The sequence below is a fragment of the Streptosporangium becharense genome (genome assembly GCF_014204985.1).
GTDB classification, from domain to species: Bacteria; Actinomycetota; Actinomycetes; order Streptosporangiales; family Streptosporangiaceae; genus Streptosporangium; species Streptosporangium becharense.
On the sequence record NZ_JACHMP010000001.1, the window covers coordinates 943,746 to 965,981 of the forward strand.

Consider the following 22,236-nt stretch of genomic DNA (forward strand, 5'->3'; position numbering starts at 1 on the left):
AGGCATCGTCGTGCACCGACGCTTCATCAGCATGGCCCTGGCCGTCGCCACGGCCACGGCCCTGACCGCCTGCACTGCGGGCACACAGGGCGCCCCCGCGCTCGGCTCCCAGCCCAAGCCCTCCGGTTCGGGGCCCGCCGCCCTCCCGGCCGGCACCATCGAGCTGTGGCACGGGTTCTCCTCCCCCGCCGAGGTCAAGGCGTTCGAGGATGCCGTCGCTGGATTCCGTACGAAATTTCCCCAGATAACCGTCAAGCTGGTCAAGGGTGTCCAGGACGAGCAGATCACCCAGGCCGTGCGCGGCGGCAAGGCCCCGGACGTCGCCTCCTCCTTCACCACCGACAACGTCGCCCAGTGGTGCAACAGCGGAACGTTCCAGGACCTCACCGCGGTCATCAAGCAGGACGGCATCGACCTGTCGGTACTGCCGGAGGTCGCCCGCTCCTACACCGAGTTCCAGGGCAAGCGGTGCGCGATGCCGCTGCTCGCCGACGCCTACGGGCTCTACTACAACAAGAAGCTGATGAAGGGCACCACGCCGCCCAAGACGCTGAGCGAACTGACCGAGCTGGCCAAGAAGCTCACCGTGCGCGACGCCGACGGCGACATCGAGGTCGCCGGGTTCATCCCCAGCTTCGAGTACTACGAGAACTCCGCCTCGCACTTCGCCCCGATGACCGGCGCCACCTGGTACAAGCCGGACGGCACCTCCGCCATCGGCACCGACCCGGCGTGGAAGGAACTGCTGCGCTGGCAGAAGGAGCTCGTCGACTGGTACGGCTACGACAAGCTCAACAAGTTCCGCAAGAGCCTGGGGCAGGAGTGGTCGGCCGACCACCCGTTCTACAAGGGCAAGGTCGCGATGATCCTCGACGGCGAATGGCGCAACGCCATGATCGCCAACGAGGCGAAGGACCTCGACTACGGCACCGCGCCGCTCCCGGTCGCCGACGCCAAGCCGGAGCTGTACGGCAGCGGCTTCACCGCGGGCACCGTGATCGGCGTGCCCAAGGGCGCCAAGAACCCGCAGGCCGCCTGGGAGCTGGTGAAGTATCTCACCACCGACACCTCCGCGCTGGTCACGCTCTCCAACGCGCTGCGCAACGTGCCCACCACCAAGGCCGCGCTGGAGTCGCCGGACCTGAAGAAGGACGCCAACTTCCAGACCTTCCTCGACATCTTCGCCCACCCGAAGACGAGCACCGTCCCGGCGTCCGTCAACAGCGCCTTCAACCAGGACTCGCTGCAGGAGTTCCTCGTCAAGTGGGAGAAGGGCTCCGTCACGGACCTCGACGCCGGGCTGGCCGACGTCGACAGGCGCATCAACGACAAGCTGAAGCTCGCCGGGGGCTGATCCGCGATGAGCATCGTCCACGCGGCGCCGTCCCGGTGGCGGCGCCGCGAGGGCCTTCGAGCCCTCCTCTGGATGTCGCCCTGGCTGGTCGGGTTCGCGGTCTTCTTCGCCTACCCGCTGGTGGCCACGGTCTACTTCTCCTTCCACCGCTACGACCTGTTCACGCTGGAGTTCGTCGGCCTGGACAACTACCGCTACTTCTTCGCCGACGACCGGGCCTGGGTCTCCATCAGGAACACGCTGTGGATGGTGGTCTTCATGGTCCCCGCCCAGGTGATCTTCGCGCTGGGCATCGCGCAGCTGCTCACCCGGGTCAAGGCGGGCGCGGGCTTCTTCCGCACCGTCCTGTACCTGCCGTCGCTGATCCCGCTGACGGCCGGCACGGTCGCCTTCGTCTTCCTGATGAACCCCTCCGGGCCGGTCAACCAGACCCTGGCGTTCTTCGGGATCGCCGGGCCCGACTGGTTCGGCGACGCCGACTGGTCCAAGCCGAGCCTGGTCCTGCTGGGCCTGTGGGGCATCGGCAACACCATGATGATCTTCCTGGCCGCGCTGCTGGACGTGCCCAAGCACCTGTACGAGGCCGCCTCGATCGACGGGGCGGGGGCCTGGCGGCAGTTCCGCAGCATCACACTGCCGACCATCGCGCCGGTGCTGATGTTCTCCGCCGTCACCGGCGTCATCTACGCCCTGCAGTACTTCACCCAGGCGATGATCGCCTCCAGGGTCGCCTCCGGGACCACCGACTCGGCCGGCAGCACCTTCGTGCCCGGCTACCCCGAGCTGTCGACGCTGACGCTGCCCCAGTGGCTGTTCCATGTGGGCTTCCGCGACTACACCATGGGCTACGCGTGCGTGCTGGCCCTGCTGCTGTTCGCCGCGTCCATGGTCTTCACGCTCATCCTGCTGCGCCGGTTCCGCGCGTTCACCGACGACGAAGGAGGAGACCGGTGACCACCCTGGCAACCCGGCCGGCCGCGACCGCGGCGCCCCCGCCCCGCGCAGGAGCGCGCGGCCCGCGCGTGCGCCGGACCCTGTACTGGATCGCCACCCACGCCGTCGCCGTGGCGCTGTCGGTGATGTTCCTGGGCCCGCTGGTGTTCGTGGCGCTGACCGCGCTCATGACCGACGACCAGGCGCTCACCGGCGACCTGTGGCCCGACACCTGGAACTGGGGCAACTTCGTCGAGGTGTTCACCCGGTCGCCGTTGCTGACCTGGCTCGCCAACACCTTCATGTACGCCGGGCTCGGCACCGCGTTCATGCTGCTGTCGTCGATCCCGGTGGCCTACGCGCTGGCCCGCTTCCGCTTCCGCGGCCGCCGGCTGGCCTTCCTCGCGGTCATCACGATGATGATGCTGCCGCCGCAGGTCGTCGCCGTCCCCGTCTACCTCATCTGGGCACGGCTCGGGCTCACCGACTCGCTGTGGCCGCTGATCCTGCCGATGCTGCTCGGCGACGCCTTCTCGATCTTCCTGCTCCGGCAGTTCCTGGTCACGATCCCCCGGGAGTACACCGAGGCCGCGCGGGTGGACGGCTGCTCGGACTTCTGGACCCTGATCAAGGTGATCCTGCCGATGGCCCGGCCGGCGATCGCGGCCGTGGCCCTGTTCCAGTTCTTCTACTGCTGGAACGACTACTACGGCCCGCTGCTGTACACCCAGACCGAGCAGAACAACTGGACGCTCTCCCTCGGGATCGCGTCCTTCCGGGCGCTGCACAGCGTGCAGTGGAACCTCACCATGGCGGCGACCCTCCTCGTCATGGCCCCGGTGATCATTGTGTTCTTCTTCGCCCAGAGGGTCTTCATCGAGGGCGTCACGCTGACAGGAGTAAAAGGGTGAAACTCGCCGTAATCGGGGGCGGCTCGACGTACACGCCGGAACTGATCGACGGATTCGCACGGCTGCGCGACGAGCTGTCCCTGACCGAGATCTCGCTGGTCGACCCGGACGCCCGCCGGCTGGAGCTGATCGCCGGCATGGCACGCCGGATGCTGGCCCGCGCCGGCCACCCGGCCAGGGTGACGGCCACCGCGTCCGTGGAGGAGGGCGCCGCGGGCGCCGCCGCGGTGCTGCTGCAACTGCGCGTCGGCGGGCAGGCGGCCCGCGACGTGGACGAGACGCTACCGCTGGAGTGCGGTTGCGTCGGCCAGGAGACGACCGGCGCGGGCGGGCTCGCCAAGGCGCTGCGCACGGTCCCGGTGGTGCTCGACATCGCCGAGCGGATCCGGGCCCAGGCGCCGGACGCCTGGATCGTCGACTTCACCAACCCGGTGGGCATCGTCACCAGGGCGTTGCTGGAGGCCGGCCACCGGGCCATCGGCCTGTGCAACGTGGCCATCGGCTTCCAGCGCCGCTTCGCGGCCACGCTGGGCGTCACCCCGGAGCGGATCTCCCTGGGCCATGTGGGCCTCAACCACCTGACCTGGGAGCGGGCGGTCCGCCTGGACGGCGTGGACGTGCTGCCGCGGCTGCTGGCCGAGCACGGCGAGGAGATCGCCGACGACGTCGGCCTGCCGGTGGAGCTGATCCGTCACCTGGGCGTGGTGCCCTCCTACTACCTGCGCTACTTCTACGAGCACGACCGCGTGGTGCAGGAGCAGCGGGCCAAGCCGTCGCGGGCCGCCGAGGTGGCCGCGATGGAGACGACCCTGCTGGAGATGTACGCCGACCCGGCGGTGGACACCAAGCCCGAGTTGCTGGGCAAGCGCGGCGGAGCCTTCTACTCCGAGGCCGCGGTGGCGCTGATCGCCTCGCTGCTCGGCGACCGCGGCGACACCCAGGTGGTCAACCTGCGCAACGACGGCACGCTGCCGTTCCTGCCCGACGAGGCGGTCATCGAGGTGCCGGCCAGGATCAGCGCGGCGGGCGCGGCGGCCCTGCCGGTCGAGGAGGTCCAGCCGCTCTTCGCCGGGCTGATCTCGCACGTCACGGCGTATGAGACGCTGGCGCTGGACGCGGCGCTGCACGGCGGGGAGCGGCGCGTCGCGGACGCGCTGCTGGCGCACCCGCTCGTCGGACAGGCGTCGCTCTCCGACGACCTGGCCCGCCGGCTCGTCGAGGCCAACCGCACGCACCTACCCTGGGCGACCGCGTGAGGACGATCCTGGCCGTCGACGGCGGCAACAGCAAGACCGACGTCGTCCTCCTCGCCGAGGACGGCGCCGTGGTGGCCACCGGGCGCGGCGGCGGCTTCCGGCCGCAGGCCGAGGGGGTGACGGCCGCGGTCGACGTGCTCGCCGAGGCCGTGCGCTCGGCGCTGGGCCCGCAGGCGGCGCCGCCCTACGCGGACCGGGTGGCCGCCTACGTGGCCGGCGCGGACCTGCCGGTCGAGGAGGAGGCCATCCGCGCGGAGATCGTCTCGCGCGGGTACGGCACGGACGTGGTCGTCGGCAACGACACCTTCGCGCTGCTGCGCGCCGGGGCGTCCGGGCCCGCGGGGGTGGCCGTGGTGTGCGGGGCGGGCATCAACGCGGTGGGGGTCTCCCCCACCGGCGAGGTCGCCAGGTTCCCCGCCCTGGGCCGGATCACCGGCGACTGGGGCGGCGGGGCGGGGCTGGGTGAGGAGGCGCTCTGGCACGCCGTCCGCGCCGAGGACGGGCGCGGCCCGGCCACCGCGCTGGCGCCCGCCGTCCGCGACCACTTCGGCACCGCGACCGTCGAGGAGGTGTCCCTCGGCATCCACTTCGGCGAGCTGTCCTACGGCAGGCTGAACGAGCTGGCGCCGGTGCTGATGGCCGTCGCCGCCGGAGGCGACCCGGTGGCGCGCGCGATCATGGAGCGGCTGGCCGACGAGGTCGTGGTGCTCGCGGAGGTGGCGCTGCGCCGCCTGAACCTGCTCGGCACCCCGATGGAGGTGGTCCTCGGCGGCGGGGTCCTCACCGCCCGCGACCCGCTGCTGGACGGACTGCTGGAGCGCCGGTTCGCCGGGCGGGTCCCGCACGCCAAGCTGGTCGTCGCCGACGCCCCGCCCGTCATGGGCGCGGCCCTGCTCGGCCTGGAGGCCCTGGGAGCCCCCCAGGAGTCCCTGGCACGGCTGCGGGCCCACTACCTGGCCCTGGCGTGACCGGCCCGCGACCGCGAACCTGAACGCCGCGGAACGGCCGGACGAGCGGTGTCCGGGCGCGTGCCCGGACCCCGCCGCGACGTGACCCCGCCGGTTTCGCGGCCTGCGGCTACGAGGTCGGCCTGCCGGAGCCCCGGCCCCGTCGCCGCAGAGCGTGAGCGGTCACATGCTCACGCTCCCCCGGCGGGACCGCCCGGCTCGGGCGGGCGGTGCTCGTACGGCGTGCTGAGCACGACCGTGGTCCGGGTCGAGACGTTGGCCGCGGTGCGGATCTGGCCGAGCAACTCCTCCAGGGCGAGCGGCGAGGCCACCCGGACCTTGAGGATGTAGCTCTCGTCACCGGCGACGCTGTGGCACGCCTCGATGGCGCTGAGGTGGGCCAGCCGCTCGGGGGCGTCGTCGGCGGCGGCGGGGTCTATCGGTTTGATCGACACGAACGCGGTGAGCGACAGCCCGACGGCGTCGTAGTCGACCAGCGCGGCGTACCCGCGCAGGACCCCGCGTTTCTCCAGCCTGCGCACCCGCTGGTGCACCGCCGACACCGACAGCCCGGTCTCCCTGGCGAGATCGGTGAAGCTCATCCTGCCATCCCGGGCCAGCAACGTGACGATACGGCGGTCGATCTCCTCCACCCGATCAACGGTAACGGCACCCGGGGACCACCCGTGCCGCGCATACCGCCCGCCGGTCACCGCGTGGCGCCGGCGGCCGCGGGGGCCCGCCCCTGCGCACCGTGGTCCTCCCCGGTCCCGCTCCCGCAGGACGCCGCCTGCTCCGTCTCCTCCACGGCGGAGGGAGCGACGGGCAGTGTGAGGACGAAGCGGGCACCTTCGGTGTACTCGGTGTCGAGCCAGATCCGGCCGCCGTGCTGCTCCACGATCTTCCGGCAGAGCGCCAGGCCGATCCCGGTGCCCTCGTAGGCGTCACGCTGGTGCAACCGTTGGAAGATCACGAAGATCTTGTCCGCGAAGTTGGCGGCGATGCCGATGCCGTTGTCGGTGACGGTCATCCGCCACTGCCCGTCCCCGCGCTCGGCCTCGACCCGGACCCTGGGGGCCCGGCCGGGAACGCGGAACTTCAGCGAGTTGCCGATCAGGTTCTGCCAGAGCATCACGAGCTGGGTCCTGTCGCCGACGACCACGGGAAGGTCACCGACCTCCACCTCGGCCTGCGACTCCTCCACCACCGCGGAGAGGTTGGACAGCGCCCGGCCGACCGCCTCGTTGAGGTCCGTCTCGACGGGATCGTGGTTGACCCGGCCGACGCGGGAGAAGGTGAGCAACTCGTTGATGAGCACCTGCATGCGCTTGGCGCCGTCGACCGCGAAGTCGATGTAGGTGTTGGCCCGCTCGTCGAGCTGGGCGGCGTAGCGCTGCTGCAGCATCTGGCAGAACGAGGCGACCTTGCGCAGCGGCTCCTGCAGGTCGTGCGAGGCCACGTAGGCGAACTGCTCCAGCTCGGCGTTGGAGCGCTTGAGCTCCTCGGCCTGGGCGGCGATCTGCCGCCGCGAGCTGCGGGCCTCCTCCAGCTCGCTGACGATGCGCCTGCGCATCGCCTCCATGTCGTCGGCCAGCTCGGCGAGGTCGGCCGGGCCGCCGGTGTCGACGTGATGCTCGAAGTCGCCCTGCGTCACGCGGCGCGAGGCCGCGCGCAGGTGGGCCAGCGGGCGGAACACCGCGATCCTCAGCAGCACCGCGATCGTGACGATGGTCACCAGGAAGGCGACCAGGATGGCGGAGAAGGTCATGTCCCGCACCGTGCGCGCGCTCTCCAACTCGGCGCGGGCCGCATGGCGGACGCGGGCCCAGGCGGCGTTCTGCTCCTCCAGGGCCTTCCTGACCGCGTCGAAGGCCCGTTTGCTCTCCTCCACCTGCGTCTCGGCGACGGACTCCGCCCCCGAGGCCCGGACGGAGGCGATCATCGGTTCCGCGTACCGGGTGCGCCACTGCGCGGCGACGCCCTCCAGGGCCGCCAGCTCCCGCAGCGGGTCGGCCTGCGGGTTCGCCTCCCTGATCTGCGCCGCCCCGGACCGCTCGGCGCTCAGGCCCTCCGTGTACGGCTGCAGGAACGCCTCGTTGCCGGTGAGGACGAAGCCGCGCACCCCGGTCTCCTGGTTCAGCAGCGCCGTCTGCATCCGCTCGGACTGGATCCTGCCCACCGAGATGCGGTCGATGAGGCGGTTGGACGCCTCCGCGGCGCTGCGCAGGACCGTGGCGCCGATGACCGCGGACAGGCCGAGCAGGACGGCCATGGCCAGCAGCACGACGTCGAACCACGTCTGCGCGCTCCATCGGCTCCGTGAGGACCCGGCTGAGGGGGTGTCGGTGGTCATCGGCTCTCTCGTCTCACACGATGTCGATCACGATGTCGGTCCGGCTGGGGCCCGCGGTATCCGGCGACTGACGAAAGATACCGGAAAGCCCAGGAAGCCTGGCGATACAGACGGTCGGCGCGGGACCGTACAGTCACGGAATGAGCAACCTGGAGAGGGATCCGCGGGAGGCCGTGTGCGGCGGTCCGGCGGACACGGCGTCGGAACCGGTGAACGAGCTGCTGGCCGGCCGGGACGTGGTCCTGGGCGGCACCCGCGGGATGAAGGTCACCCGGACCCTGCCCAACCGTGACGTCCGGATGGTCGGCGCGTGGTGCTTCGTCGACCACTACGGCCCCGAACGGGCGACGATGCGGGTCCCCCCGCACCCGCACACCGGCCTGCAGACCGTCAGCTGGCTGCTGGCCGGGGAGGTGACGCACCGCGACAGCGTCGGCAGCGAGCAGCTGGTCAGGCCCGGGCAGCTCAACCTGATGACCGCCGGACGCGGTATCTCCCACTCCGAGCACTCCCCCGCGGCGGCCGAGTTGCACGGCGTCCAGCTCTGGGTGGCGCTGCCGGCCGCCCACCGCGAGACCGCCCCGGCCTTCGAGCACCACCCTTCGCTGCCCGTGCTGGTCTCGCCGGGCGTCAGGGTGACCGTCGTCATGGGCGAGCTCGGCGGCCTCACCTCGCCGGCGACGACCTACACCCCGCTGGTCGGAGCCGAGGTGCTCCTCGACGCCGGCGCCGCGACGACGCTCCCGCTCCGGCCCGGCTTCGAGTACGCGGCGCTGGTGCTGTCCGGAGGCGTGCGGGTCGGCGGCACCGACCTCGGCCCCGGCCCGCTGCTCTACCTGGGCCGCGGGCGCTCGGAGCTCTCCCTGCTGGCCGGGCGGGAGGGGCGGCTGCTGCTGCTGGGCGGCGAGCCGTTCGAGGAGAAGATCGTCATGTGGTGGAACTTCGTCGGCCGCGACCACGAGGAGATCGTCCGTTTCCGGCGGGAGTGGATGGAGGGTTCGGCGTTCGGCACGGTCTCCGGCACGGACGACCCGCCGCTGCCGGCGCCCGAACTGCCGATGACCCCGCTGAAGGCGCGGGCGCGCCGCCGGTAGAGCCGCGCGCCGCCCGGACCGGGCCGCCGGTGGAACCGCCGGTCGAGTCCCGGGCACGCCCCCGGACCGGCACCCGTGGCGCCCGTCCCGGGCCGCCCGGCCGCTCACCCGGAGCGGTCCTCCGCCACCGTGTCGCGCAGGCTCCGGACCGCGGAGTCGACCTTCTCCAGGGCTTCGTCGGCGGTGGGCCCGAGTTCCCTCGGCGTCCTGCCCGCGCGGACGTCCGCGGCGATCCCGTCCAGGGAGTCCGCCAGCGTCCGGATCGCCTCCGGCGACGGGTGCGGCGCGCCGCGCTGGACCCGCACGGCGGTCGCGGCGGTCGCGTCGGCCACCTGCTCCAGCGCGGTCATCGCCGGCATCCACGTCGTGATGCGCCGGCTGACGGCGGGCGGCTCGGTCATCGCCCGCTGGAACACCGTCCGCAGGTCGGCCAGGGCGTCGTAGGCCCTGCGGCGCAGCAGTGCCCTGGCGGTCTGGCCCGGGTCGAACGCGTGCCGCAGGTACTCCGCGGTCGCCGAGACCGCGTCGGCGAACCGCGGTCCGACCGGGGCCGTCCAGCTTCCCGGCCACGGCAGGTATCCCAGCAGGAGGACGATCACGCATCCGGCCAGCGTGTCGACCAGGCGGATCACCGCCAGTTCCGGGCCGCCGCGGGTCAGCAGGTCCACCAGCAGCAGGACCAGCGGCGCCTGGAAGGTGGCCAGCAGCCCCCAGTTGCGCTGCATGCCGTACGGCAGGAGCGCCGCGAACACCGCGACGGGGACCAGGAGCGCCGGACCGTAGGGCACCAGGAGCAGCACCACGGAGGCGACGATCGTGCCCACCAGAGTCCCGAGCGCGCGCTGCACGGCCCGCGCGAACACCGACCCGAAGTCGGGCTTGATCACCAGCGCCACGGTCAGGGTCGTCCAGTAGGACCGCTCGAACCAGCCGAACTCGCCGACCGCGGCGGCGGCGCCCATGCACAGCGCCAGGCGGAGCGTGTAGACGCGGGTGAGGTGGCCGTACCACATCTTCTCCCATATGTCGCGGAACCGCCCGCGGTATCCGAGCGGTTCGTACGGCAGCTGGTCGGCCCTGACCTCGCCACCGGCCGCCAGCCCGGCGGCCCCCCGCATCGCCGAGCACAGGGCGTGCTCGGCGGGTGAGCCGCCCTCGCACCGGGGCTCCCGCGGGGCACGTCCCGCGGCGAGCGCCTCGCTCATCTCCTCCACCTCGGCGGCCTGTCCCGCGGGCGGTTCGCGTCCCTCATGGCGCAGCGAGACCAGGGCGTGGCGGATCAGCGAGGCCTGGTTCAGCAGGGCGATCAGGCGGGTGCGCTCCGGGTCGAGACCCGCCGCCGTGGAGCGGGCGCCCAGCACGGTGTCGTAGCCGTCGCGCAACGCGGTGCCGAACGCGGTCCGGGCGTCGGCGTCGTGGTCGGCGAACAGCCGGCCGAGGGCCCGGTAGACCGCGGCCACCGCGGCCTGCTCCGGTGCCCGGGGACGGAACGGCCAGTCGGCGACCGCGGGCACGATCGCCCACGCCACGCCCGCCAGGAAGGCCAGCGCACCCACACCGGGCGGTCCCGGCAGCGCGACGCCGGCGGAGACCACGGTCATCACGAGCAACTGGAGCCCGGCCACCGAGCCCGCCGCCCCGCCCGTGCTGATCAGCGCGGACAGCACGGAGACGGCCACCACGACGAGCACCGCCCACCAGCCGTGCCCGCGGACCAGGGAACCGGTGAGGTATCCCAGTGTGCCGGCGAGGCCGGTCGCCCCCATCCGGATGATCCGCACCCGGTAGGCGCCGCCCCGGTCGGCCAGGGCGGTGCCCATGGCCGCCATGGCCGGCAGCAGGCCGAGCACGAGGTGCCCGGCGGCCATCCCCACGAGGAGTGGAGCGGTCACCACCAGGGCCATGCGGAGCATCGGCCACCGGCGCAGCGGCGCCGGGACCGGCCGTACCGTCTCCACCAGCCAGCCCGGAGCGGCGTCGCTCAGCCGGCCGGCGGCCCGCTGGAAGAGCGGGGGCATCGCTCGTCCGCCGCGCTCAGCGTCCCGGCGGGCCGGTCACGCCGGCCCCGCGGCGTTCGCTGCACGGTTCATCCTGCTTGCCTACCCGTCCGGCGGGCGGACCTATCCCCATGCCGCCGGTGAGGGCCGCCGCCCGCCGCCGGAGTCCGCCACGGGTGGCGCCGTGCCCGGGCCCGCCGCGATCGGCCCGGCCGATGCGCCGGAGATCCCCATCGAAAAAGCGGATTATCTTCTCAATTAATAGTGATCTACACATAACAGGAAAGCAATGTGAGAACCACGTTTCAGGCAGGGCGGACTCCCGCAACGGTAAGGGGGCGACATGACGGTCATCGATCCGGGCATGCACACCGGCCGGCACGAGACGCCCTGGCAGATCGACTTCCGGGCCAGGGAGAGACAGGAACGCCTCCTCATCGGCCGGCTGTCCGCGGGGCTGGCCCTGGGCCTGGTCCTCGGCCTGACCGGTGAGTCGCTGAGCGACGTGCTGCCCGCCCACGTCGTCGCCGCCTACGACCCCTACGCGTACGGCCTGCTGGTGCTGGTCATGACACGCGGCCAGAGACAGGCCGGGTGGGCGTCGCTCATCGGCGTGGCGACCTCCGCCGGGCTGGCCGCGGGCCACCTGAGCGCTCAGGCGGTCGACTACGACGAGGCCCTGTTCGGCCAGGCCGGCGAGAGCTGGAGGACCGCCCTCAGCGTCACGGTCATCGCCTTCGGACTGGCCGGCCACCTGAGCCGCCGCCCGGGCACCAGGGGCGACCTGGCGGTGGGGCTGCTCAGCGGCCTGCTGTTCGGCCGCGTCGTCCAGCACCTCCAGCACCTCTCCGGCCCGTCCCCGGCCCCATCCCCGGACGGACCGTGGATCCTCCTCGCCCTCCTCGTCCTGGGCGTGGCCTTCCCGCTGCTGCTACGCCCGAGCCGCCCGGCCCGCGCGCGTACCGCGCTGATCACCCTGATCAGCGCGGCTCTCGCCACGGCCTTCCTGCTGCTGCCGCCGATGGGGTGAGGCACGGGGGCCACCGGACCGCGGAGGCGTTCCGGGCCCGGTCGCGGGGACACCTCGCGCGGGTACGGCGGCCCCGAGCGCGCCTCAGGCGCCTCGGACGCCTCAGACGACGACGAGCTCGCGGGGACGGTGGTTGAGGCGCTCGCCACCCTCCTCGGTGCAGACCACGATGTCCTCGATGCGGGCGCCGTGCGTGCCGGGCAGGTAGATGCCCGGCTCGACGGAGAAGGCGAAGCCCGGCGCCAGCGGCTCGGTGTTGCCCTCGATGATGTAGGGCTCCTCGTGAACCTCCAGGCCGATGCCGTGGCCGGTGCGGTGGATGAAATACTCGCCGTAACCCTCGGCGGCGATCACCTCGCGCGCCGCGGCGTCGATGTCCTCGCACGGCACCCCGGGACGCACCGCGTCGCAGGCGGCCTGCTGGGCACGCTGGAGCACGTCGTAGTACTTGACGAACTCGGCCGGCGGCTCGCCGACGACGTACACCCGGGTGGAGTCGGAGCAGTAGCCGTCGGGCATCTGCCCGCCGATGTCGACCACGACCGGCTCGCCCTCGCGCACCACCCGGTCCGACAGGTCGTGGTGCGGGCTGGCGCCGTTGGGACCGGAACCGACGATGACGAAGTCGACGGTCGCGTGACCGGCGGCGATGATCGCATCCGCGATGTCCTTGCCGATCTCCCGCTCGGTCCGGCCGGCCCGCAGGAACTCCGGGACCTGGGCGTGAACCGCGTCGATGGCGGCACCCGCCCCGCGCAGCGCGGCGACCTCGGCCGGGCTCTTGCGCATCCGCAGCCCCCGCAGGACCGTGCCGGCCAGCATCTGCTCGGCGCCGGGGAGCGCGTCACGCAAACGCAGCGACTGCATCGCCCACATGCGGTCGGCCAGGCCGACCCGGCGCGTCGCCCCCAGGCGCGCGGCGACGAGCGCGTAGGGGTCGTCGGTCTCGTCCCAGGGGACGAACTCGACCCCCAGCCGCGACGCCGGGGAGTGCTCGGCCGCGGGGAGCTCCAGGCGGGGCACCATCATGAACGCCTCACCCTCGGCCGGAAGCACCAGGCAGGTGAGCCGCTCCAGCGGCAGCGCGTCGTAACCGGTCACGTAGCGCAGGTCGGGGCCCGGCGTGAGCAGCAGCGCGTCGAGGCCGGCGGCACCGGTCGCCTCGCGGGCGGCGGCCAGACGGGTTACGGGATAGAGATCAGAGGACACCGTTGTCACACGGATCAATCTACCGGAACGGACACCGGGCACATCCGGCACCGGACCGGCGGCGGTGCCGGAAACCGGGCGGGGGACCGGGCCGGGAACGAAAGTCCAGGAAAAGCAGCCGGGCCGACACGGTCACCACTACAATCCGTTTAAGTACGATCACATTTTGTTGGCGAAATGTCCGTAAGGCCATAAATTTCGAGAGCGAGCTACATGGTCGGCGTAGTGGGCGGCCACCAGCCACCCCTCCACCCACGAAACGACCACGTGACCGGTTCGGCTCCGTCCGCCGCTGCCGAGATGGTGCAGCGCCTGCGCGGAGAGCCGGACGAGCACATGGCCGTGGAGCGCCAGCTCCTCAGCGCACGTCTGGCCCACGCCGAGCGCCTGGGTGACATGGGCTGGGCCGAGTGGAACCTCCAGACCGGAGAGGCCACCTGGTCCGAACAGATGCACCTCATCTTCGGCCGCGATCCCGGCGAGGGGGCGGTCCCGCTCCGCGACCTGCCGGGCCATGCCGAGGCGGCCGACCGGCCGGGGCTCGACCGGCTGCTGTGGGCCGTGGTGCACCGGTCCGTCTCCGGAGAGGTGGAGTTCCGCATCCGCCGCCGGGGCGAGGTCCGTCACCTGCGCGCCGTGCTCGACTCCGTCACGGCCGGCGGCCGGGCGGCCGTGCACGCCGTGGTCCAGGACATCACCGACCGGCGCCGGGCCGAGCGCATCATGTCGGAGTCGCGTGACAGGTTGCTGCAGATCCGTGAGCGGGCCGCCCAGGAGCGGCACATGAGCGTGGCGCTGCGTGACGCGATCATGCCGGGGCTGGGTGAGCCCATCGAACTGCCGCACGCGCGGGTCGCGGTCCGCTACGTGGCGGCCGGCGTCAGGGCCGGCCTCGGCGGCGACTGGTACGACGCCCTGCCCCTGCCCGACGGCCGGGCACTGCTGGCCATCGGCGACGTCTCCGGGCACGGCATGCCGGCGATCTCCCAGATGGCGCAGCTCCGGCACGCGCTGATCGGCCTGGCGATGACCGGCCACGCTCCCGACCGGTTGCTGGCCTGGCTCAACGACCTCGTCCTGCACCGGATGCCGGAGAGCACGGCGACCGCGGTGGTCGGTCACCTCGACCCGGTCTCGGGGACGTTCACCTGGGGGCAGGCCGGGCACCCGGCGCCGATCCTGGTCCGCGACGGCAGGGCCGTCCAGCTCGACCCGCCCGTCGGGGTGCTGCTCGGCGCCACCTGTGACGAGCCGTACGCCCTGAAGGCGGTCGGGGTGCGGCGGGGCGATCTGCTGCTGCTGTTCACCGACGGCCTGGTGGAGCGGCGCACCCGCGACATCGACGAGGGTTTCTCGCTGGCCCTGGAGGCGGCGGCACTGCTGAGAGACGATCTGGACGACGGTCTCGACCGGCTGATCCGGACACTCGGCGGCCCCAACCCGGAGGACGACACCTGCGTCCTGGCGATCGACGTGCTCGGCTGACTGGTTGAATGGTCACCATGCCCGGCCTGATGCTCCTCGACACCCCGTCCCTGTACTACCGCGCCTTCTACGGGGTCCCCGAGTCGCTGACCGCACCCGACGGGATGCCCGTCAACGCGGTGCGCGGCGTCATCGACATGATCGCCATGCTGGTCCGGGCCCACTCCCCCGCGGAGCTGGTCTCCTGCATGGACGCCGACTGGCGTCCGGCCTTCCGCGTCGCGGCGATCCCCTCGTACAAGGCGCACCGGGTCGCCGCCGGCGGCGCCGAGGAGACCCCGGCTGCGCTCGCCCCGCAGGTGCCGGTGATCGAGCAGGTGCTCGACGCGGTGGGCATCGCCGGCGTCGGGGTGCCCGGCTACGAGGCCGACGACGTGATGGGCACGTTCACCGCGCGGGCCCGGGGCCCGGTCGACGTCGTCACCGGCGACCGCGACCTGTTCCAGCTGGTTGACGACGCACGGCCCGTCCGCGTCCTGTACACCGCGCGGGGCGTCAAGAACCTCCAGCCGGTCGACGAGGCCGTCGTCGCCGAGAAGTACGGCATCCCCGGCCGCGCCTACGCGGACTTCGCCGTGCTGCGCGGCGACCCCAGCGACGGGCTGCCCGGCGTGCCCGGGGTCGGTGAGAAGACCGCGGCGGCCCTGATCAGCAGGTTCGGCTCGCTGGAGGCGCTGCTGCGGGCCGTCGACGAGGGGGCTGACCTGACGGCGGGCCAGCGCGCCAGACTGTCGGCCGCACGCGACTACCTGCGCGTGGCCCCCGCCGTGGTCCGGGTCGCCCGGGACGCACCCGTTCCCGAAGCCGACCTCGCGCTCCCGGCCAAGCCGCGTGACCCCGAGGCACTGGCCGCCCTCGCCGAGCGCTACGGTCTCGGCGGCCCCCTCGACCGCCTTTCCTCCGCCCTCGCCGAGCGCTGAGTCCACGAACCCTCGCCGCCGACCGGGCCCGCGACCCCTCCCCGAGGAGCCCGGCCCTGTGGCGGGAAGCGGTAGGTTGCTCGATGTGCCCCATAAGAGCATCCGGGTGCCCGGCGAGTCCCATCCCCGGCTCGGTGACGGCTTCGTGCGCATCCGCAGGGAGATGAAGCTGCCCGGCGAGTTCCCCCGGTCCGTGATCGACGAGGCCGAGTGGGTCGCCGAGTCCCCCTCGCTGCCGCAGCTCGACCGCACCGACCTGCCGTTGGTCACCATCGACCCGCCGGGCGCGATGGACCTGGACCAGGCCCTCCACCTGGAGGAGCACTCCGGCGGCTATCGCGTCTGGTACGCCGTCGCCGACGTCGGCGCGTTCGTCCGGCCCGGCGGCGCGATCGACCTCGAGGCCCGCGACCGCGGCGAGACGGTCTACATGCCCGACGGCCGCGTCCCCCTGCACCCGCCGGTGCTGTCGGAGGGAGCCGCCAGCCTGCTGCCGGGGGTGACCCGCCCGGCCGCGCTGTGGTGCGTCGACCTCGACTCCGGCGGGGAGATCGTGGGCGCCGACGTGACGCGGGCCCTGGTGCGCAGCCGCGAGCGGCTCGACTACGGCTATGTGCAGACCGCCGTCGACACCGGCACCGCCGACGGCACCCTGCGGCTGCTGGCCGAGGTGGGCCGGCTGCGGCTCGCCCTGGAGCGGGCCAGGGGCGGCGTCACGCTGCCCACTCCCGACCAGGAGGTCGTTCCCGGCGGAGACGGTTACCTGGTGCGGTTCCGTGCCCCCCTGGAGGCTGAGGCGTGGAACGCGCAGATCTCCCTGCTGACCGGCATGGCCGCGGCGTCGATGATGCTGGACGCCGAGATCGGCCTGCTCCGGGTGCTGCCGCCCGCACCGGCCGAGAAGGTGGCCCAGGTCCGCCGGATGGCCGCCGCGCTCGGCGTGCCGTGGCCGGAGGGCGCCGACTACGGCGACGTCGTGCACGCCCTCGATCCCGGGGTCCCCGGGCAGGCGGCCTTCCTGCAGGAGTCGACCGTTCTGCTGCGCGGCGCCGGGTACGTGGCCTTCAACGGCGAACCCCCCGCGCAGGCGGGTCACGCCGCGGTGGCCGCGCCGTACGCGCACGTGACGGCGCCGCTGCGCCGCCTCATCGACCGCTACGCCACGGAGATCTGCCTGGCCGTCGCGGCGGGTGAGCCGGTACCCCAGGAGGTGCAGGAGGCCATGGGGGAACTGCCGGAGATCATGCACGCCACCGGGCGGCGGGCGAGCGGCGTCGAGCGGGCGTGCGTGGACCTGGTGGAGGCGTTCGTCCTTCGCGAGCGGGTGGGCCAGACGTTCGATGCCGTGGTCGTCGACGTGGCCGAGGAGCGGCCGTGGGGCCTGGTGCAGGTCACCGAGCCCGCGGTGGTGGCCCGCTGCGACGGCGAGGGGCTCCCGCTGGGCGAGGCCCTGCGCGTGCGGCTGACGCGCGCCGACCCGGCCACCCGCGAGGTCCGCTTCAGCCCGGCCTGAGGTCCGCTTCGGCCCGGCATGGGGACGCGCCGCACGGACAGGGGGCGGGCGACGGGCGCCCGCCCCCTGTCCGCGGATACCGGCGGGGGTTACCTCTTCAGGGTCCAGCCGGCGCCGACGCCCATCAGGTGCAGCGCGACGCACAGCAGGCCGGCGAGGGCGAGCGTGGTGACGGTGACGACGGTGCCGACCGCCACGCCGGCGATCTGGAAGATCAGAGCCAGGACGAAGAGCAGTGCGGCGGCGAGGGCGAACATCCTTACCTCCCTGGGGGGACAGCTGCTTCCGACAGAGGGATTTCCGCCGCCTCACCCGGGGAAACAGCCCCGGGGGCTACGTTCCGCCCACCACCCGTCACACTGTATTGACCGGGCGGTCAGCCAGGCGGCGCCACCCGGACCGCAGGCGCACGGAGGCCGGTGAGGAGCCGCCGGGCGGCCGTCCCGGCACCGGCCCGTCCGCACCCGGAGGTGGGGGATCACACCAGGGACGAGTAGGCCACCACCCCGCGCCGCAGGGCGTCCATCGCCTTGCCGGCGGTCTGCCTGACCTTGCTCCCGGCGGGGGCGGCGTCGGCGATCTGGCCGAGCAGGTCCAGCAGCTGCTTGGTCCAGCGCACGAAGTCGCCGGCGGCCAGCTCCGCGCCGTTGATCCCGTCGCCGAGCACCGCGTCCAGGCTGTGGCCCTTGGCCCAGCGGAAGGCCGCCCAGGCGAAGCCGAAGTCGGGCTCCCTGATGAACGACAGGCCGTGATCGCTCTCGATCGCCTCCAGCTCACCCCAGAGACGCACCATGTCCGCCAGCGCCTTCTGGGCGTGGCCCGCGGGAATCCTGGGCTGGCGGGCGTCGTCGCCCTGCCGGGACTCGAAGACCAGCGACGAGACGCAGGCGGCCAGTTCCGCCGGGTCGAGGTCGTTCCAGAGGCCGGCGCGTAGGCACTCGGAGGTCAATAGGTCCAGCTCGGTGTAGAGCTGGGCCAGACGGCGGCCCTCGGCGGTGACGCTCTCACCGTCGAGATAACCGAGCTGGTCGAGCACTCCGCAGACCTTGTCGAAGGTGCGGGCGATGACGTGGGAGCGGCCCTCGACCCGGCGGCGCAGGCCGTCGGTGTCGCGCAGCAGCTTGTGGTAGCGCTCGGCCCAGCGGGCGTGGTCTTCGCGCTCGTCGCAGCCATGGCAGGGGTGCTGGCGGATCTCCCGGCGCAGACGCAGGATCTCCTCGTCCTCGGCCGCGTGGTCGCGTGCCCTGACCGGCTTGCCGAAGTCGCGGTCGCCGATCTTGGCGTGCATGGACGAGACCAGGTTGGCCCGCTCCTTCGGGGACCGGGCGTTGAAGTTCTTCGGGATGCGCAGGTGGTCGACCGGCTCCACCGGGACGGGGAAGTCGGCCGGCGAGAGCTTCTTGACCTGCTTGCCGATGGTGAGCACCAGCGGCGAGGGGCCCTCCCCCCGGGAGTTGAGGCCCGGGTCGAGGACGACCGCCAGCCCGGCCCGGCGCCCGCCGGGGACGCGGATGATGTCACCGGGCCGCAGCGCCTCCAGCGAACGCAGCGCCTGTGCGCGGCGGGCGGCTCCGCGCTGCCGCGACAGCTCCGACTCCCGGTCCGACAGCGTCCTGCGCAGCGCGGCGTACTCGGAGAAGTCACCCAGGTGGCAGGTCATCGCCTCCTGGTAGCCCCGCAGGGCCTCCTCGGCGCGGCGCAGCTGCTTGGCGATGCCGACCACGGCCCGGTCGGCCTGGAACTGCGCGAAGGAGGACTCCAGGAGCGTCCGGGCACGCTCCCTGCCCACCTGCCCGACCAGGTTGACCGCCATGTTGTAGGAGGGGCGGAAGCTGGAACGCAGCGGGTAGGTACGGGTGCTGGCGAGGCCGGCGACGTGCAGCGGGTCGGTGCCCGGCTGCCACTGGACCACCGCGTGGCCCTCCACGTCGATGCCGCGCCGCCCGGCCCGGCCGGTGAGCTGGGTGTACTCACCGGGGGTGAGGTCGGCGTGGGTCTCGCCGTTCCACTTGTCGAGCTTCTCGATCACCACGGAGCGGGCGGGCATGTTGATGCCCAGCGCCAGGGTCTCGGTGGCGAAGACGGCCTTGACCAGGCCGCGGGTGAACAGCTCCTCGACGACCTCCTTGAAGGCCGGGAGCATGCCGGCGTGGTGGGCGGCCAGACCGCGTTCCAGGGCGTCGCGCCACTCCAGGTAGCCGAGCACAGCCAGGTCCTCGTCGGGCAGGTGCGCGGTGCGCTCGTCGACGAGCTGGCGGATCTCCTGGCGTTCGGTGTCGGTGGTGAGCCGGATGCCCGCGTACAGGCACTGCATGACCGCGGCGTCGCACCCGGCGCGGGAGAAGATGAAGGTGATCGCGGGCAGCAGGCCGCCCGCGTCCAGGCGTTCGATGGCCGCGGCCCGGTCGGGCGGGCCGTTGCGGCGGGGCCGGGGGTAGCCCCGGCGGCCCCTGCCGTACGCCTGGCGCTCCTCGTCCTTGGCGATGCGCATCAGGCTGGGGTTGACCTGGGGGCGGTGGCCCTCCTCGTCGCTGACGAACAGGTCGTACAGGCGGTTGCCGACGAGCATGTGCTGCCAGAGCGGGACCGGCCGGTGCTCGTCGACGATGACGCTCGTGTCGCCGCGGACCTCGCCCAGCCACTCGCCGAACTCCTCGGCGTTGCTGACGGTGGCCGACAGGGCGACCAGCCGCACCGACTCGGGCAGGTGGATGATCACCTCTTCCCAGACGGCGCCGCGGAACCGGTCGGCGAGGTAGTGCACCTCGTCCATGACGACGAAGCCGAGCCCCGCCAGGGTGCCGGACCCCGCGTAGAGCATGTTGCGCAGCACCTCGGTCGTCATGACGACGACCGGGGCGTCGCCGTTGACGCTGTTGTCACCGGTGAGCAGGCCGACCTTGGCCGCGCCGTAACGCCTGACGAGGTCGTTGTACTTCTGGTTGGACAGGGCCTTGATCGGGGTGGTGTAGAAGCACTTGCGGCCCTCCGCGAGGGCCAGGTGGACGGCGAACTCGCCGACGACGGTCTTGCCCGACCCGGTGGGCGCCGCCACCAGGACGCCGTCACCCGCCTCCAGCGCGCGGCAGGCGTCGAGCTGGAAGTCGTCCAGCGCGAAGTCGTACAGACCGCGGAACGAGGTCAGCGCGGGCCCGCTCTCGGCCTGGCTCTGACGGAAGGCAGCGTATCGTTCCGCTGGGGTCGTCATGCCCCCCAGCCTACCGATATCAGGATTCCGGTCCGTCCCCGTACGCCTGGAGCGGACGGCCCGCCCGGCGTCTGCGGAGACGGCGGCGGACCCGGGCGGCCGGCCGCTTCACGTGGGCGCCGGCGCGGCACCGGGCCGGGGGTTCCCGGGGCGGGGCGGCTCCGCACGGGCCCCTACACGATGACCGACAGCGCTCCCGGGACGATCTCACAGGTCAGCGGGGCGGGCCCGACCCGCTCGCCGTCGGCGTAGGCGATCACGTCGGGGGCCCGGATGCCGACCCGGCGTGCGCGGCGCACGGTGACCGCCGGGTGGCCGACGTGGGATCCCCGGTAGACGCGGGGGAAGGTACGCAGGAACTCGGTCTTGGGGACGGCGCCGAGGATCATCACGTCCAGCAGGCCGTCGTCGGGGAGCGCGTCCGGGCAGACCCGCATGCCGGCGCCGTAGGAGCGGGTGTTGCCGACCGCGACCAGCATCGCCTCCCGCTCGACGACCTCGCCGTCCAGGTCGATCTCGAACGGGATCGGCCGGAAGGCACGCAGCTCGCCGGCGAGCGCGACCAGGTACTTGGCCATGCCGGGCGGCCAGGTCAGCCGGTTGGCGCGCTCGTTGACGCGGGAGTCGAAGCCGCAGGCGACCACCCCGGCGAACCACTCGCCCGAGCCCGCGGCGGCACCGGGCGCTCCCACGGTGGCGGCGTCGACCGTGCGGACCCGGCCGCGCAGCACGGTGTCGGCGGCGGCCAGCGGGTCACGCGGCGGGATGCCGAGCGCGTCGGCGATGTCGTTGCCGGTTCCGGCGGGGACGATCCCCAGGGGCACGCCGGTCCCGGCGACCGCCTGGACGGCGAGGTGGACCAGGCCGTCGCCGCCGAAGGCCACCAGCGCGGCGGGGCGGCGGGCGACGGCCACGCGGGCGCGTTCCAGGGCGTCGGCGGCGCAGGAGCCGAGGACGACCGAGACCTTCCGGCCGCCGCGCCGCAGCCTGTCGAGCACCGGAGGCAGCAGCCTCCTCGACCGGCCGCCGCGGGCGGCGGGGTTGACGAGGACGATGATCTCTCCGGGCACAGACCGGAACTTATCCCCTATCCACTGGAATCGGGGCCGGTCGTTTTCGAATCGATAGGAGCCGGGTCGCCGACGGGGGCGACGTCGTCCAGCGGCTCCGGATCGTCGTCGAGCGAGGACGCCTCGTCATCGGACAGGTGGGAGAAGTCGCCGCTCTTCTTCCGCTGCCTCTTCTCCCGCAGATACATGAACCCCTCGGCCAGGGCGAACAGCACGACCATGGGCAGGGCGAGCGCGATCATCGTGAACGGGTCGCCGCCCGGGGTGGCGACCGCACCGAAGACGAACATCAGGAAGATGACGAGCCTGCGGTGCTTGGCCACCGTGGCCTGCGGCAGCACCCCGATGATGTTCAGGAAGACCATCAGCAGCGGCAGCTCGAAGGAGATGCCGAACACGATGACCATGATCAGCGCGTAGCTGAGGTACTCGTCGATCGTCAGGCCCGTCACGGTGTCGGGCGGGGCGAACCCGAGGAGGATCGACAGGCCCGTGTCCATCACGAAGTAGGCCAGCGCCGCGCCAGCCAGGAACAGCGGGACCGCCATGCAGAGGAACAGGATCGAGTAGCGCTTCTCGTTGCGGTAGAGGCCCGGGGTGACGAAGCCCCAGATCTGCCCCAGCCAGACCGGCGAGGAGACGATCAGGCCGAACATCGCCGCGACCTTGAGGTTCACGAAGAAGGAGTCGAAGACGCCGAGGATCAGCATCGTGCACTGGCCCGGCCGCAACTGCTGGGCCTGCGGCAGCCCGCAGTACGGCGCCGAGACGAACTCCCACAGCGGCTTGAAGAAGACGAACCCGACGATGATCCCCACGAGCAGGCCGAGCAGGGCGATGACCAGCCGGTTGCGCAGCTCGCGGAGATGCTCCATGAGCGGCATCCGGCCGTCGGACGAGTCGGCGGGCGGTGCCGCCCCGTTCCGGCCCGGCTTGGGCCACTTCAGCAGCGCCAT

The 22,236-nt window shown here is 72.6% G+C and carries 18 protein-coding genes; 10 read left to right on the forward strand and 8 right to left on the reverse strand.

The genetic code is table 11. The features are described from left to right. The first annotated feature begins 10 nt into the window (after positions 1 to 10). Genes F4562_RS04165 through F4562_RS04185 form a run of 5 tightly spaced genes read left to right on the forward strand, consistent with a single transcriptional unit; the run spans position 11 to position 5,422 of the window. Entirely contained in the window at positions 11 to 1,354 is a 1,344-nt protein-coding gene (locus tag F4562_RS04165; RefSeq protein ID WP_184545384.1) for an ABC transporter substrate-binding protein, read from the forward strand. Between the two features lie 6 nt (positions 1,355 to 1,360). Further along, entirely contained in the window at positions 1,361 to 2,308 is a 948-nt protein-coding gene (locus F4562_RS04170) for a carbohydrate ABC transporter permease (RefSeq protein WP_184545386.1), read from the forward strand. Continuing rightward, positions 2,305 to 3,198 (forward strand): carbohydrate ABC transporter permease, encoded by an 894-nt coding sequence (locus F4562_RS04175; RefSeq protein WP_311734184.1) that lies wholly within the window; start codon positions 2,305 to 2,307, stop codon positions 3,196 to 3,198. Before F4562_RS04170 ends, F4562_RS04175 begins: the two co-directional genes overlap by 4 nt. Then, complete coding sequence (locus tag F4562_RS36210) at positions 3,195 to 4,454, forward strand: 6-phospho-beta-glucosidase (RefSeq protein WP_184545388.1); 1,260 nt, start codon at positions 3,195 to 3,197, stop codon at positions 4,452 to 4,454. The genes F4562_RS04175 and F4562_RS36210 overlap by 4 nt, the downstream gene beginning before the upstream one ends. Next, a complete protein-coding gene (locus F4562_RS04185) occupies positions 4,451 to 5,422 on the forward strand; it encodes an N-acetylglucosamine kinase (protein WP_184545390.1) in 972 nt (323 codons plus the stop codon). The genes F4562_RS36210 and F4562_RS04185 overlap by 4 nt, the downstream gene beginning before the upstream one ends. A 170-nt stretch (positions 5,423 to 5,592) precedes the next feature. Here F4562_RS04185 and F4562_RS04190 read toward each other — a convergent pair whose 3' ends face one another. Both F4562_RS04190 and F4562_RS04195 read right to left on the reverse strand, forming a co-directional pair. Further along, positions 5,593 to 6,054: an Lrp/AsnC family transcriptional regulator gene (locus F4562_RS04190; RefSeq protein ID WP_184545392.1), complete on the reverse strand. Its 462-nt coding sequence runs from the start codon at positions 6,052 to 6,054 to the stop codon at positions 5,593 to 5,595. A gap of 56 nt (positions 6,055 to 6,110) precedes the next feature. Further along, positions 6,111 to 7,754: a sensor histidine kinase gene (locus tag F4562_RS04195; protein ID WP_184545394.1), complete on the reverse strand. Its 1,644-nt coding sequence runs from the start codon at positions 7,752 to 7,754 to the stop codon at positions 6,111 to 6,113. Positions 7,755 to 7,894: 140 nt separating this feature from the next. Here F4562_RS04195 and F4562_RS04200 point away from each other — a divergent pair, with 140 nt between their 5' ends. Next, complete coding sequence (locus F4562_RS04200) at positions 7,895 to 8,848, forward strand: pirin family protein (RefSeq protein WP_184545396.1); 954 nt, start codon at positions 7,895 to 7,897, stop codon at positions 8,846 to 8,848. Between the two features lie 104 nt (positions 8,849 to 8,952). On the opposite strand, the gene F4562_RS04205 is transcribed toward F4562_RS04200, so the two are convergent. Beyond that, complete coding sequence (locus F4562_RS04205; protein WP_184545398.1) at positions 8,953 to 10,866, reverse strand: FUSC family protein; 1,914 nt, start codon at positions 10,864 to 10,866, stop codon at positions 8,953 to 8,955. Positions 10,867 to 11,188: 322 nt separating this feature from the next. Here F4562_RS04205 and F4562_RS04210 point away from each other — a divergent pair, with 322 nt between their 5' ends. Next, positions 11,189 to 11,875 carry a hypothetical protein gene (locus F4562_RS04210; RefSeq protein WP_184545400.1) on the forward strand — a complete coding sequence of 229 codons (687 nt, stop codon included), beginning with the start codon at positions 11,189 to 11,191 and terminating at the stop codon, positions 11,873 to 11,875. Positions 11,876 to 11,977: 102 nt separating this feature from the next. Here F4562_RS04210 and F4562_RS04215 read toward each other — a convergent pair whose 3' ends face one another. Further along, entirely contained in the window at positions 11,978 to 13,084 is a 1,107-nt protein-coding gene (locus F4562_RS04215; protein ID WP_184545610.1) for a M24 family metallopeptidase, read from the reverse strand. Positions 13,085 to 13,351: 267 nt separating this feature from the next. On the opposite strand from F4562_RS04215, the gene F4562_RS04220 reads away from it, so the two are divergent. From F4562_RS04220 to F4562_RS04230, 3 genes are all read left to right on the forward strand, one after another. Beyond that, on the forward strand, positions 13,352 to 14,569 hold the full coding sequence (locus F4562_RS04220; RefSeq protein ID WP_311734185.1) for a PP2C family protein-serine/threonine phosphatase: 1,218 nt from the start codon (positions 13,352 to 13,354) through the stop codon (positions 14,567 to 14,569). 17 nt (positions 14,570 to 14,586) lie between these two features. Further along, complete coding sequence (locus F4562_RS04225) at positions 14,587 to 15,489, forward strand: 5'-3' exonuclease (protein WP_184545404.1); 903 nt, start codon at positions 14,587 to 14,589, stop codon at positions 15,487 to 15,489. A gap of 85 nt (positions 15,490 to 15,574) precedes the next feature. Beyond that, positions 15,575 to 17,002 carry an RNB domain-containing ribonuclease gene (locus tag F4562_RS04230; RefSeq protein WP_311734186.1) on the forward strand — a complete coding sequence of 476 codons (1,428 nt, stop codon included), beginning with the start codon at positions 15,575 to 15,577 and terminating at the stop codon, positions 17,000 to 17,002. Between the two features lie 89 nt (positions 17,003 to 17,091). Here the strand turns inward: F4562_RS04230 and F4562_RS04235 are convergent, their stop codons facing one another. The 4 genes from F4562_RS04235 to tatC all read right to left on the reverse strand — a co-directional run bounded on the left by F4562_RS04235 (position 17,092) and on the right by tatC (position 22,236). Continuing rightward, on the reverse strand, positions 17,092 to 17,259 hold the full coding sequence (locus F4562_RS04235) for a hypothetical protein (protein ID WP_184545407.1): 168 nt from the start codon (positions 17,257 to 17,259) through the stop codon (positions 17,092 to 17,094). Positions 17,260 to 17,480: 221 nt separating this feature from the next. Continuing rightward, on the reverse strand, positions 17,481 to 20,210 hold the full coding sequence (locus F4562_RS04240; RefSeq protein ID WP_184545410.1) for a DEAD/DEAH box helicase: 2,730 nt from the start codon (positions 20,208 to 20,210) through the stop codon (positions 17,481 to 17,483). A 173-nt stretch (positions 20,211 to 20,383) separates the two neighbouring features. Beyond that, positions 20,384 to 21,280, reverse strand: coding sequence for a YegS/Rv2252/BmrU family lipid kinase (locus tag F4562_RS04245; protein WP_184545412.1), 897 nt, complete (start codon positions 21,278 to 21,280; stop codon positions 20,384 to 20,386). 17 nt (positions 21,281 to 21,297) lie between these two features. Further along, a complete protein-coding gene (tatC, locus tag F4562_RS04250) occupies positions 21,298 to 22,236 on the reverse strand; it encodes a twin-arginine translocase subunit TatC (RefSeq protein ID WP_184545414.1) in 939 nt (312 codons plus the stop codon).

What these genes read in the sequence shown, in the direction of transcription:
- F4562_RS04210 (WP_184545400.1), top strand. Translation starts at nt 11,189, where the DNA reads ATGACGGTCATCGATCCGGGCATGCACACCGGCCGGCACGAGACGCCC.
- F4562_RS04240 (WP_184545410.1), bottom strand. Translation starts at nt 20,210, where the DNA reads ATGACGACCCCAGCGGAACGATACGCTGCCTTCCGTCAGAGCCAGGCC.
- F4562_RS04225 (WP_184545404.1), top strand. Translation starts at nt 14,587, where the DNA reads ATGCCCGGCCTGATGCTCCTCGACACCCCGTCCCTGTACTACCGCGCC.
- F4562_RS04205 (WP_184545398.1), bottom strand. Translation starts at nt 10,866, where the DNA reads ATGCCCCCGCTCTTCCAGCGGGCCGCCGGCCGGCTGAGCGACGCCGCT.
- F4562_RS04200 (WP_184545396.1), top strand. Translation starts at nt 7,895, where the DNA reads ATGAGCAACCTGGAGAGGGATCCGCGGGAGGCCGTGTGCGGCGGTCCG.
- F4562_RS04235 (WP_184545407.1), bottom strand. Translation starts at nt 17,259, where the DNA reads ATGTTCGCCCTCGCCGCCGCACTGCTCTTCGTCCTGGCTCTGATCTTC.
- tatC (WP_184545414.1), bottom strand. Translation starts at nt 22,236, where the DNA reads ATGGCGCTGCTGAAGTGGCCCAAGCCGGGCCGGAACGGGGCGGCACCG.
- F4562_RS04170 (WP_184545386.1), top strand. Translation starts at nt 1,361, where the DNA reads ATGAGCATCGTCCACGCGGCGCCGTCCCGGTGGCGGCGCCGCGAGGGC.
- F4562_RS04195 (WP_184545394.1), bottom strand. Translation starts at nt 7,754, where the DNA reads ATGACCACCGACACCCCCTCAGCCGGGTCCTCACGGAGCCGATGGAGC.